11 protein-coding genes are annotated in these 12,886 nt (G+C 42.4%); 1 reads left to right on the top strand and 10 read right to left on the bottom strand.

All coding sequences use genetic code 11. The features are described 5' to 3' along the window. Nucleotides 1–30: 30 nt before the first annotated feature. The 4 genes from PW220_RS04465 to PW220_RS04450 form a co-directional block, all read right to left on the bottom strand. Nucleotides 31–300, bottom strand: a complete 270-nt coding sequence (locus PW220_RS04465; protein ID WP_248054794.1) for a zinc ribbon domain-containing protein — start codon at nt 298–300, stop codon at nt 31–33. 58 nt (nt 301–358) lie between these two features. Beyond that, nucleotides 359–2,638, bottom strand: a complete 2,280-nt coding sequence (gene pcrA, locus PW220_RS04460) for a DNA helicase PcrA (RefSeq protein WP_248054388.1) — start codon at nt 2,636–2,638, stop codon at nt 359–361. Between the two features lie 130 nt (nt 2,639–2,768). Continuing rightward, a complete protein-coding gene (nox, locus tag PW220_RS04455; protein WP_105118465.1) occupies nt 2,769–4,136 on the bottom strand; it encodes a H2O-forming NADH oxidase in 1,368 nt (455 codons plus the stop codon). A 379-nt stretch (nt 4,137–4,515) separates the two neighbouring features. Continuing rightward, the gene (locus PW220_RS04450; RefSeq protein WP_105125459.1) at nt 4,516–4,854 is read right to left on the bottom strand and encodes an ATP cone domain-containing protein; all 339 of its coding nucleotides are present in this window, start codon (nt 4,852–4,854) and stop codon (nt 4,516–4,518) included. A 162-nt stretch (nt 4,855–5,016) separates the two neighbouring features. Between PW220_RS04450 and pepF the strand changes: the two genes are divergently transcribed. Next, nucleotides 5,017–6,807, top strand: a complete 1,791-nt coding sequence (gene pepF / locus PW220_RS04445) for an oligoendopeptidase F (protein ID WP_248054390.1) — start codon at nt 5,017–5,019, stop codon at nt 6,805–6,807. A gap of 28 nt (nt 6,808–6,835) precedes the next feature. Here pepF and PW220_RS04440 read toward each other — a convergent pair whose 3' ends face one another. The 6 genes from PW220_RS04440 to glpK form a co-directional block, all read right to left on the bottom strand. Continuing rightward, the gene (locus PW220_RS04440) at nt 6,836–7,438 is read right to left on the bottom strand and encodes an alpha/beta hydrolase (RefSeq protein WP_248054392.1); all 603 of its coding nucleotides are present in this window, start codon (nt 7,436–7,438) and stop codon (nt 6,836–6,838) included. A 12-nt stretch (nt 7,439–7,450) separates the two neighbouring features. After that, the gene (locus PW220_RS04435) at nt 7,451–8,401 is read right to left on the bottom strand and encodes a VOC family protein (RefSeq protein ID WP_105118467.1); all 951 of its coding nucleotides are present in this window, start codon (nt 8,399–8,401) and stop codon (nt 7,451–7,453) included. 198 nt (nt 8,402–8,599) lie between these two features. Beyond that, nucleotides 8,600–8,935 carry a Lin0368 family putative glycerol transporter subunit gene (locus PW220_RS04430; protein WP_105118468.1) on the bottom strand — a complete coding sequence of 112 codons (336 nt, stop codon included), beginning with the start codon at nt 8,933–8,935 and terminating at the stop codon, nt 8,600–8,602. Nucleotides 8,936–8,947: 12 nt separating this feature from the next. Continuing rightward, nucleotides 8,948–9,301: a Lin0368 family putative glycerol transporter subunit gene (locus PW220_RS04425; protein WP_105125392.1), complete on the bottom strand. Its 354-nt coding sequence runs from the start codon at nt 9,299–9,301 to the stop codon at nt 8,948–8,950. A gap of 85 nt (nt 9,302–9,386) precedes the next feature. After that, nucleotides 9,387–11,216: a type 1 glycerol-3-phosphate oxidase gene (gene glpO / locus PW220_RS04420; RefSeq protein WP_248054394.1), complete on the bottom strand. Its 1,830-nt coding sequence runs from the start codon at nt 11,214–11,216 to the stop codon at nt 9,387–9,389. Nucleotides 11,217–11,237: 21 nt separating this feature from the next. Beyond that, on the bottom strand, nt 11,238–12,749 hold the full coding sequence (gene glpK / locus PW220_RS04415; RefSeq protein WP_248054396.1) for a glycerol kinase GlpK: 1,512 nt from the start codon (nt 12,747–12,749) through the stop codon (nt 11,238–11,240). Nucleotides 12,750–12,886 lie beyond the last annotated feature (137 nt).

The following is a 12,886-nucleotide window of genomic DNA, read 5'->3' as shown; positions in this document are numbered from 1 at the left end:
CTTTTACTAGTGTTGCTACCTTTTCCGTGCCTAAGCTCTCCAGCGTTGGGTTTTCTTCAACATCATTGGATAGCTTGCTTTCATGAGAAATTTTATAAATGCATTTCCTTGACCGTTTGAAATAGCTTGTTTACCCTTTTTAAGCATTTGTTCAAATGTAATATCTGGCTCTAAAAATTCACCATTGGCATAGCAGTAAGAGCAAAACAAATTAGAGTGGCTGCCGTCTTTCTCTGATCCACGAACATCTTGACCATGCAAATTTAAGGGCATGGCACAAGATTGACAAAATTTTTCCATTATTTTCATACCTCATTTTCGAAAATAGTCTATTCTATCATAAAGAAGTCTGTTTTTTCTACTCTTCCCTACTAATCGGTGCCAGACTTGCCAGGACCTTCTTAAGTCCCATCTCTGGGAAATTGATTTTGAGTTCTTGGTTGCTGCCTGTACCTGATACTTCAAGAACAGTTCCGCGACCCCATTTCTTATGGACAGCGATGTCACCAACTGACCAGTTGGTGCCTGAGCCTGACGATTTGTTGCTTGATGCGAAAGGCATACTGCCTCCGAGTTTGGCAGATGGTTGGACGGTTGCTTTTCGACCTTGCATGGCCTCTTGTAAGCTCATACCTTGTCCAAACTGTGTCGCTCTGCCATTGACATAAGAGGCCTTAAAGCTGGTATTAGCTGGACGAGCAAGACCTTGATAGTCCAATAGGTCGCTAGAAATTTCGCGAATAAAACGGCTTGGCTGATTGTAGTTGCTGCGACCGAAAAGCAGGCGGGAGTTGGCATTGGTCAGATAGAGGGTCTTCTCTGCCCGTGTGATACCCACATAGGCAAGTCGACGTTCTTCTTCCAACTCATTCTCATCTTCTGCTGCACGACTGAGTGGGAAGACATTTTCCTCCATACCAATTAGGAAAACAACAGGAAATTCCAAACCTTTGGCTGCGTGGAGAGTCATGAGGGTGACCTCCGATGCCTCACGGCTATCGTCGTCCGTATCAGCAATCAATGCCAAATCAAGTAGGAAACGAGTCAAGCAATCCAGACCTGTTTCTTCTTCCTCAGTATTCTTCTCATCGAAGTTTTTGGTCACAGATAGGAATTCTTGGATGTTTTCAATGCGGGCATTGGCTTCCAGTGTATTTTGAGCTGCAAGGGCATCAACATAGCCTGTTTGGTTCAATACTGCCTCGACTACTTGGGTCACGGTCAAGTCATCCAGTTGATTGCGGAGCTTATAGAGAAGGTTGGCTAGGTCGAATACTGCCTGCGCTGCCTTGCCCTTGACTGGTGACAACATAATATCCTGCGAAGCCTCCAATAAGGACATACCATGTGTGTTGGCAAAATCGCGGATCTTATCGACTGTGCCAGGTCCCACACCACGCTTAGGCTCGTTGACAATGCGTTCGTAGGAAATATTATCCGATGGGTTGGCGATGATATTCAAATAAGAAATCACATCTCGAATTTCCTTACGACTGTAGAACTTAGTGCCACCCACCATGGTGTAGGGAATGTTGGACTTAAGCAAGGCTTCTTCAATGGTACGGGACTGGGCATTGGTTCGATAAAGAACGGCAAAATCCTTATAAGCCTTGCCTTCTCTATTTAACTGGTCAATCTGCCCTGCAACATAAATCGCTTCATCATTCTCATCTCTGGCACGATAGTAGGTAATCAAATCCCCTTGTGCATTCTGGGTCCAAAGTTTCTTAGGACGACGGTTGCGGTTGTTTTCGATGACCTCATTGGCAGCCTGCAAGACGTTCTTGGTCGAACGATAGTTTTCCTCCAATAGAACGACCTTACTTTCTGGGTAGTCCTTTTCAAAGTCCAGAATATTCTGCATATCCGCCCCACGCCAACCATAGATAGACTGGTCCGCATCACCGACCACACAGATATTCTTGAAACGTGATGCCAGGAGCTTGACCAATTGGTACTGGGCATGGTTGGTATCCTGATACTCATCGACATGGATGTACTGGAATTTCTGCTGGTAATAGGTCAGGACCTCTGGATTTTGGTCAAAAAGGCGGAGCGTTAACATGATCAAATCATCAAAGTCAACAGCCTCTGACTGCCGCAGTTCCTTTTGGTAAGCTGTATAGCATTTGGCAACAATCTGCGTGTATAGATCGCCAGCCTGGGCCTCATAAGCCTTGTCATCAAGCAAATCATTTTTGGCATTGGAAATGGTGCCCAGGATAGAACGTTCACTCCACTTTTTCGGATCTAAATTAAGATTTTTCAAAATCCGTTTCATGAGTGTGCGCTGCTCACCAGGGTCTACAATAGTAAAATTACGATTATAGCCGATATGGTCGGCGTCACGGCGCAAAATACGGACACACATGGAGTGGAAGGTAGCAATCAAGCAATCCTGAGTTGCAGGATTGAGGGCATAGGCCCGCTCCTTCATCTCCCGTGCCGCCTTGTTTGTAAAGGTAATGGCCAAGATGTTCCACGGGTTTACCATCTTTTCATCAATCAAGTAAGCGATACGATGGGTAAGAACACGGGTTTTGCCCGAACCAGCCCCTGCCATAATCAAAAGCGGGCCTTCAGTTGTCTGCACCGCTTCTGCCTGCCTGTCATTCATTCCGTTTAATAATAGGTTCATTTTCTCATACTTTCTCTAAAAAATCATTCTCTCCATTATACCAAAAAATCTCTCGATAGGCAGTTCAATGTGATAGATGGCAAACAAAAAAGCCCAGAGATAATCTCTGAGCCTTATGTATCAAAAGATATTATTTAGCACCAAGTGCTGCTACTGTGATGTAGTTGTATGGTTTGTTGAAGTGTGGCAAGAAGAACAAGTCAGTCAATGCCAATTTCTCAATTGTTACGCCTTCTTGGATTGCCAATGAGAAGAGGTGGATACCCAATGAGATATCTTCACGAGCTGCCATTTGAGCACCAAGGATACGACGTGAATCTTTATCGTAAACGATCTTGATAGTTACTGGGAAGTTACCATGCTCCATGAATTCTGGTTTTTGGTTGTCAGTTACTTCAGTAACAGCAGCGTTCAAGCCAAGACGAGTAGCTTTTTCAAGTGTCAAACCTGTTGATACAAGGTTAAGACCATAGATAGAGATACCGTTAGAACCTTGTACACCGATACCTTCAAGGTCAGTACCACAGATGTTGTGAGCTGCTACGATACCAGTACGTACTGCGTTTGAAGCCAAAGCGATGTAGCTTGTGTCGCCAGTAGCGTTGTCGTAGATAGTTGCACAGTCACCGATAGCGTAAACGCCTGGGATTGAAGTTTCTTGGCGTTTGTTTACAAGGAAGGCACCGTTGCGGAAACGCTCAATTCCTTCACCTGCAAATGCAGTGTTTGGACGGAAACCAACAGCCAAGATAACCATGTCAACATCGTATTCGTTCTTGTCAGTGATGATTTTTTCAACTTTACCGTTACCAGCAACTTCTTGAACTGTTTCACCGAAGGCAAGTTTGATACCGTTGTCTTCCATGTTTTTAGCCATAAGGTCTGACAAGTCGCGGTCATAGTAACCAGCCAAACATGTGTCTACAACGTCGATAAGGATAACTTCTTTACCTTTACGTTGGAAAGCTTCAGCAAGTTCAACACCGATGTAACCAGCACCAACTACTGCTACGCGGTTGATGTCTTTGTTTTTCAATTTTTCAATAACATCAGCTGAGTTTTGGTACAATTTAACGAATTGCAAGTTTTCAAGAGTTGCTTCAAATTCAAGAGAACCTTCTTTGATTTCCGCACCTTTGATTGGTGGCAAAATTGGTTGTGAACCAGTAGCAAAGAGAAGTTTGTCGTATGCTTCAACATGTTCTTGACCGTTTACAAGTGCAGTAACTGTTTTTGCTTCGTAGTCGATAGCTGTAACAGGTGACTCCATGTAGACTTTAGCGCCCATGCTTTCCAATTGTTCTTTATCTGAGTAGAAAAGTCCTTCTGGACCAGCAATTTGCTCACCAATCCACAAAGCCATACCACAACCCAAGAATGAGATGTTTGAGTTTTGGTCAAATACAACGATTTCGTTTTCCTGACCGTAGTTTGTCAACATAGTTTTGATTGCGGCAGTACCTGCGTGGTTAGCACCGACAACAACGATTTTAGACATAAGTAAAATCTCACTTTCAAAATAAATATTTTTTTACAGCATCTATTATACTACAAATTTGTTACCGATTTCAAAATTTTTGCTCAGAAAATCACATTTTTTTCTTTAAACCTGTTGGTAAGCCTTAAAAGCAGCCTAAACATAGTCTACATTGTAGCCATTATTTTTTAAATCATTTCCAAAGATAGGTTGTCAACATAAAAAATCCCATAGGCACGAACTACGGGATTCAACTAGTTAGATTGGGATTAACTAATTTGATTATACGCTAATGGTTCGTTGTTTACAAATACTTTTTAAATATAGATTGTTATAGCTTTTGACTATAACAAAAAGAGCAGGGAAGAAAGCTAACTTCACCACTCTCCATATCTTTTCTTTATCGAATTTGCTCAAAGCGTAAATGAACGACAATCTTATCAGCATATCCATTACGTTCCAAATCACGTTGCAAACGATAAGAAATATAATGTTCAGCTATGGTAATATAACCGGCATCCAATAAACGATGCTCAACTTGTGACTGAACCATGCTGATGGTTGGACGTTCTGTATGAGCTTCTTCCAAATCAAGCACGACTTTTTTAGTCACTTGTGCTAGGTTCTTCCGCCATGTATCGTCGATTACATATACAGTTTGAGCTGCCTTAATAATGGCTTGGTAAATTTTTTCTGGGTCAAATTCTACAACTTCACCACTTCGTTTAATAACCTGCATATCTAACTCCTTTCCGGTTTTCAGTAAACCCTTTCATACTATAATTATCTACGTTTTTAAGCATTTTGTCAAGTTTTCTTTTCATAAATTGGTCTAACATTATTTTTCCTCAAACCAATTCTTATGTTATAATGTAGCTATCACTAAGAAAAGGAGAAATATATGACTTCTGCAATGCCAAAGCGTCAAGAAATTGATGTGCAATTAACTTGGGATACAGATTTGTTATTCCCAACACCTGAAAATTACAAAGAAAATTTGATTGCTTATGCAAATCAAGTCACTGCCTTCGAAACAAACTTCAAAGGAAAACTAACAGACAAGCAAACCATCGTAAGTGCTCTCACAGAATATGAGAAAATTGTTATTCTGGATAGCAGACTTTCTCACTATGCGTTTCTTCCACTCGAAGTCGATAAGATGAACACTGAGCTTGCTAGCCTAGCCAACGAATACGACCTCGTTTCTGCCAAGGCACGTCCTCAACGAGATTTCCTCTATTCAGAACTTGGTCAATTAGATGAGGCTGTTCTGCTGGAATTAAAAAAGGAACAACCACAATGGGCTGCATTTTTCGACAGCATTCTCCGTGACAAACCTCATCAACTCCATCCACTTCAAGAAGAATTACTAGCAAACTTTGCACCAACCTTTGGCCAGCCATATAATAACTACGGTGTGACCAAGTTTGAAGATATGACCTTTGACAACTTTGAGGCAAATGGCGAGACGCTCGGAAACAGCTATGTACTTTTTGAAAATGATTATGAAATCAGCCACGATACCGAAATCCGTCGCAATTCCGCGGCTGGTTTCTACTCAACCCTGAAAAAATATAAGAATACAACCGCAGCAACCTATTTGTCCCACATCAAGAATGAGCAAATCGAAGCTCGCTTGCGTGGATTTGACAATACCATTGACTTCCTCTTACATCGTCAAAACGTATCCCGTGACCTATTTGATCGTCAGATTGATGTTATCATGAAGGAATTGGCTCCTCACATGCGTCGCTTTGTGAAATTGGTTGCCAAGGCTCATGGCTTGGAAAAAATTACCCATGCCGATTTGAAAATCAGCTTGCCATCGGAATACAACCAACGCATCACACCTGAAGAATCTAAGCAATTCTTGATTGACTGCTTAGGCATTCTTGGTGAAGATTATGTGAAAATGATTGAACAATCATTTGATGAGCGTTGGATTGACTTTGCTCAAAACGAAGGTAAGGCTACTGGTGGCTTCTGTGCTACTCTTTACGATGGACCATCCTATATCCTACTTTCATGGACAGGTTTGATGAACGAGGTCTTGGTATTGGCTCACGAATTGGGGCATGCTGGTCATTTCCAATGGGCGAAAAAACAAAGCGTACTTAGCTATGAACCTTCTCTTTACTTCATCGAAGCTCCATCTACTGCTAACGAGGTCTTGACCTGTAACACACTTTTGAAAAACAACCAAGACCCTGGCTTCCAGGCTTACTTGATTAGCGAGTTAATCAGCCGTACTTACTTCCACAACATGGTCACTCACTTGCTTGAAGCAGCCTTCCAGCGTGAAGTCTACACTCGTTTGGATAATGAAGAATACCTCAATGGTGATATTCTCTGCCAAATCAAGTTGGATGTCATCAAGGAATTCTGGGGTGAAGACTTTGAAATCGGTGATGATGCAGGTCTTATCTGGATGCGTCAACCACACTACTACATTGGTTTGTATCCATATACCTACTCAGCTGGTTTGACCATCGGTACAGCCATGGCAAAACAATTGGAAGAACATCCTGAAGAAGTTGTTGAAAAATGGTTGGAAACCTTGTCACTCGGTGCAAGTCTTTCTGCCCAAGACCTTGCAAAACACGCAGGTGTCGATGTTTCGACTGACCAACCACTTAAAGAAACTATTGCTTATGTCGGTTCCTTGGTGGATAAACTGGAAACACTAATCTAAGACACATAAAAGACTTGAACGTATTGGTTCAGGTCTTTTTGTCTATTCTTTCTTGATACCAATTTTTGATATAGGTCAATTCATCCTGACTTAAAAAATGTCCCTTGTCAAAACGAGCTAGGTTAGCTCTGGGAAAAGCTGACGCTTGCCAGTCATCTACAAGATGTTCAAGAGCCACTGGCTCAATCAACACATCATTCTGCCCCAGTGTAAACAATATTTCTGCTCTGCTATTTTCCATAGGAAATGCATAATCTAAGGCTGAGGGATGGAGTAAGATATAATTGTCCGCCAGGTTTGACTGTTTGGTCAACAAGCCCATGATAAAGTTGGCACCGTTTGAGAATCCCACGAAGGTAACCTGCTGGTAGGGCTGAATGTCAAAGTCCTGCCAAAAATCCAGAAAAGCCGACAAGCGCCATTCAAAATCGAAAAAATCCAACTGACCGTCAATGAGAGGTGCAAAGAAACGCCTTTCCCTGCCTTGGCCCCAACTTCCATCCAAGGAAAGGACAAAAGCTTCTGGATCCAGCTGTTGACGGAGAAATAGCATGGATTCCTTATTGCCACCTGTGCCGTGGAAAAAGACCAAAAGACGGGGACTGGTCCCTTTGATAAAGCGATAATCCATATCTCTTTTCTCCTAATAACGGTGGGAGAGATTTTTTTCGATTTCCTGTCTGTCCTCTTCAAAAAAACTTGGCAAAAACAGTTCAACATTATCTAGCTGCTTATCTTGTCTTGGCATAGCAGCCTCTCTTTCGCCAGCCATGGTCGCAACTTCAAACATGAGATAATTTGGCGCTTGGAAGTACAAGGAATGCATGAAATCTCGATTGATAATACCAGAATGTGGACGATTGATGAGATTTAAGCGACTAATCAGGTCTTCCAAGTCGGACTCATCTAAGACACCAAACGCGATATGATGAATAGCCCCAACTCCCATCACGCTGATTGGCGACCCTTGGTCAAGAATCAAATAAAGTCGATGTTGGAAGGTGTTGTCAAAGAGTAGAGAAATCACCATCTTATCTTCAAAGACAAATCGGCTTTCCTCGACAAATCCAAAGGTTTCGGTCAGCAAACTTAGTAATGCCTTTTCTTCACGAATTCGCATGTGAAGACTGGCAATACCAAGTATGGCGTATTCCGATGAAATTTCATCTGTTTCATACGGAAATATTTCTCCAATTGAGTCATGATAGCTCAAGCCAAGCAACTGCCCATCTTCATCTTGGAAATACAAGATATGCCCCTTTCCAAAGGCCTGAATTCCTTCGTTTTCCACTGCAAACTCTGTCAGTCTTTTCTGCCAGAATTCCAAGGCAGCAAAATCTTTAACCAGAAAAACGGTTCGTTCCAAACGATTGCTGCCAGTCCGATGCCTAGGATGATTGGGCATATCAAAAATGGTAAATTCCGTTCCATAGCGGCCCTCATCATCACCGAAAAAGAGATGATACATGCTTGAATCTTCTTGATTGACAGTTTTCAAGGTCAATTTTAATCCGAGAATATGATGATAAAAATCATAGGCCTGGTAAATATTGCCAACTAAACTTGAAATATGATGGATACCTGTATTATTCATAAGCACTACCTCATTTCTATCTGAAATTTTATCACTAATTAGTTGTAAAATCAAGAAAAATGCACAAAGAAAACACCTGAATGTCTTCAAGTGCTTCTAGGAGATTATATGAAAAAGATGGTTTTATTATAAGGCACTTTCCTTAAACTAATCTAAACTAAAAACAACTAGAATAAATGTTCTAGCTGTTTCTATCTATTATAAAATGAAGGAGAGGATTAAGCCACCTAGTATACCACCTACAAGTGCTGCAAGTAGATTATTTGTCGCTTTACCAACTTTTCCGCCTCTGGCTGCCGAAGCAACAAATAAGCCGATACCTGCTGCCAATCCCATGTCAACCCAAACTGCGCCAGACTGGGTCATGAGCCCAACACCGTGGTTAAGGGTCCAAATTGTTCCGACAATCATAGAAGCTGCCATCCATCCTCCAATGGCACCCCAGTGCTCAACCATTTTTCCCCACATCATGCGAATGACAAATGGGAAGATAAAAGCACCTACAATTGTTGCGATTGCTTGTTGAATTGTCATTTCTACTCCTCCTTAATCTTTTTCCATATCTTCTTCGACTTTTGCAGCAACCAAGCCACCCAAAACAGCGCCTACTGTAATCAGAAGAATGGTTGGAAGAGAATCTGCCAGTGTTCCAAATCCATTGAGAAAGGCATCACGGAAAATACCACACAGCGCAATTCCCAATCCCATATCGACAAAAGCTGAATCAGAATCGTGTTTGATTAGACCTAGATAGTGGTTCATAAACCACATAGGTCCAATGATAATAAAGGCTGCAAAGTAGCCACCTGCTATGCCATAGGCTTCCGCAAAGGCTCCCCAAACACTCATGACAATCATACCAGCAATCATATAGCCAATAGTTGAACGTAAAAATTTCATAACTTCTCCTCTTGTATCAATCTCTTATTGATAAACTGGTGGGGAGCTTCTTCCATAGAAGAACAAGCTCCTACCTACCAATAGATTATTTTTCTTTTAGATAGCTCAAATCATTTTTGTGCAAGGTTTCCGCAAGTAAGCCTTCCTGTTGAGCCACTTCTTCCTCTGACCAAGCATAATACGCTGCCATTTCCTTGATGATTTCAGGTGCTACTGCATCCAACTGCTCTCGCATAAAGAGCATATAGTTGGTACGACGAAGAAGATAGTCAACTGCAGTCAAGGTCATTTCTTCTTTCATGGCATAATGAAGAGAAAGCAAATCACGTTGATTAAGGTCAGACACAGCCTCTACTTTATGGTTCAAAGCAAATACTTTTGGCGCATTTGAGCCGTACAAGTTAGCAAGATAGAGGGCATCGTCGTAGTCCAAACCTTTTTTCACCCCTAATTGTGCCAAGTGTTCAATTTCTTCTGCTACGTTAGCTGGGTTCAATTCCCCTCCAGAAACTGGATAGGTCTTCGAATTGATGAGTTTGAAGCTACGGCCATGTTCTTCTTTGAGAATGTCTGCTACCTTTTCCATTGCTCCTTCGGCCATTTTACGGAAGTCTGTGATTTTACCACCAGCAAGTGTCAGCAAACCATTATCATCACGGTCAAGGGCAGAACCACGCGATACAGCAGACGGATCTAAATGTTTTTCAGAAACACTACCTTCCAAATGCGTCAAATCATGTTCCACATCGTCCCGTGTCTTTTCATTGTTCAAATAGCCTTTGACGGTTTCAATCAAGCTATTAAAGCTGTCATCGCTGAGTTTGCCGTTGTTTCCACCGTTGTAGTCAGAAGCTCCATTTCCAGACAAGAGAGGACGAAGACCTGCCCAACCGCTCTCAATGTCATCCAAGGTCAAGTTTGCTTCTGGGAAGCGATTGTTGACAATATCAAGCAGGTAGTCAACATCTTCTTGAGTTACCATTGGATTGGCCAAATCGCCAGTGTAGTCTGTATCTGTCGTACCAAAGTAGGTTTTATTTTCACGTGGAAGGACAAAGACCATGCGGCCATCTGCGTGACCTGTATCAAAATAAGTCGGCTGTGGCACAGACAAGCGAGAACTATCGACAACTAGGTGCACACCCTTGGTTGGACGCATTTGAAGGACACCTGAACCTTCACCACCCAGGTTGCGTACTTCATCACTCCAAGGGCCAGTTGTATTGATAACCAAACGCGCACGGATTTCAAATGTGCTGTCTGTCAGTAAGTCACGAGCGACGATACCGACAACTTTTCCAGCCTCGTCCTTGATGAATTTCTCCGCTTTGACACGGCTGGCAATCAAGGCACCATCTTTGGCGGCACGTTTGATATTTTCAATAACCAAGCGAGCATCATTGTTACGGAAGTCAAGGTAAACTCCACCTCCAAGTAAGCCTTCTTTTTTCAGGTGAGGTGCCCGCTCTAAGACTTCTTCTTTCGTCAACACCTTATTGGCAAGGTCTGTATTGTTGACGCCAGCCAAGAGGTCATAGAGGTCCATGGCCACTTTCAAGCGGAAGAGGCTAAAGGTAGAACCCTCTTCATCATAGACTGGTAGCAACATTGGATCTGGTTTTGGAATATGTGGAGCAATATTTTGCACAACTGCACGTTCTGAAACCGTATCGGAAACCACTTCTACATCAAATTGTTTGAGGTAACGAAGTCCACCGTGAACCAATTTGGTTGAACGACTGGATGTCCCTTCGGCAAAGTCTTGCATTTCAATCAAGGCTGTTTCCATGCCACTAGCAGCAGCTTGGAGGGCTACGCCAGCCCCCGTAATCCCACCACCGATAACCAGCAGGTCCAACTGTCTATCTTGCATTTTTTCAATCGCTAAGCGACGTGTTTCTTTTGAAAATTCCATGTTTTCACACTTTCTATTTCTTTACTCTTCATCCAACTGTGCAAATAATTGCGTTGCAGCAACTGCTTTTTTCCATCCTTTATAAAGCTGTTCTTTACGAGCTTCATTCATAGCTGGCTGGAAGGATTGGCCAACTGCATTCAATTCTTTCAATTCATCCAAGTCTTTCCAGAAACCAACTGCCAGACCTGCTAGGAAGGCTGCACCAAGAGCAGTTGTCTCCAAGTTTTTCGCACGGGCAATCTCAATACCAAGAATATCCGCCTGGAATTGCATGAGAAGACTGTTCATAGCCGCGCCACCATCAACCTTCAAAACAGAGATATCAATACCTGAATCAATCTGCATGGTATCAATGACATCGCGCACTTGGTAGGCAATGGATTGAAGGGTTGCCTTCACAAAATCTTCCTTGGTTGTTCCACGTGTCAAGCCAAAAACAGATCCACGCGCATCTGAATTCCAATAAGGAGCTCCCAAACCAGTAAAGGCTGGTACAACATAGACTTCATCATTGCTAGTTGACTTGCGTGCCAACTCTTCTGATTCAGGTGATTCTTTGACCATCCGCATACCGTCACGAAGCCATTGTACAGCTGATCCTGCGATAAAGATTGAACCTTCCAGTGCATAGTATACTTTACCGTTGATACCATATCCGATAGTGGTCAAGAGGCTATTATCAGAAAGCTGCATTTCCTCACCTGTGTTCATGACGATGAAGGAACCTGTTCCATAGGTATTTTTCACCATACCAGGTTCAAAGGCCAACTGACCGAAGAGGGCTGCCTGCTGGTCACCTGCCATACCAGAGATTGGCACTTCTGCTCCGTAGAAATGGAATGGAGCTGTCGTTCCGTAGATTTCTGAGTTAGAACGAACTTCAGGCAACATAGCTTTTGGAATATTGAGCAATTCAAGGATTTCATCATCCCACTTGAGCTCTTTGATATTGTACAACATAGTACGTGCCGCGTTTGAGTAGTCCGTCACATGGCACTTACCATTTGTCAATTTCCATACCAACCAAGTATCGATGGTTCCAAAGAGGATTTTCCCCTTTTCTGCACGCTCTTGGGCTCCAGGAACTTGATCCAAAATCCAACGAACCTTAGTTGCAGAGAAGTAAGCATCAATAACCAAGCCTGTCTTCTTATGGAAGAGGTCTGCATGCCCATCTTGTTTTAACTGATCTGCAATGTGAGCTGTCTGACGAGATTGCCAAACAATGGCATTGTAAATCGGAAGGCCGGTTTCCTTATCCCAAACAACTGTCGTTTCACGTTGGTTGGTAATCCCAATCCCTTCGATCTGGTCTGGACGAACACCACTTTCGATAAAGGAACCTGCAATAACAGACTGAACAGAATTCCAAATTTCATTGGCATTGTGTTCTACCCAACCTGGTTTAGGGAAAATTTGCGTGAATTCTTTTTGGTAACTACCCACTTTTTCACCTTTTTTGTTAAAGATGATAGCGCGTGAGCTCGTTGTACCTTGGTCGATGGCCATAATGTATTTTTCAGTTGACATGTCCTGTCCCCCTATTTTTTGTTTTTTGAAAACGCTTCCGTTTTTCTTGTGACTTTATTGTAAACTATTTTTTCAAGATCATCCTATCAATTTTTTTAGATTTTTAAAAAAAATTGATAAAGCAGGATTTGCGTATT

Source organism: Streptococcus sp. 29892 (genome assembly GCF_032594935.1).
In the GTDB taxonomy this organism is placed as follows: Bacteria; Bacillota; Bacilli; order Lactobacillales; family Streptococcaceae; genus Streptococcus; species Streptococcus hyiners.
This window is presented reverse-complemented; position numbering and strand designations above follow the sequence as displayed.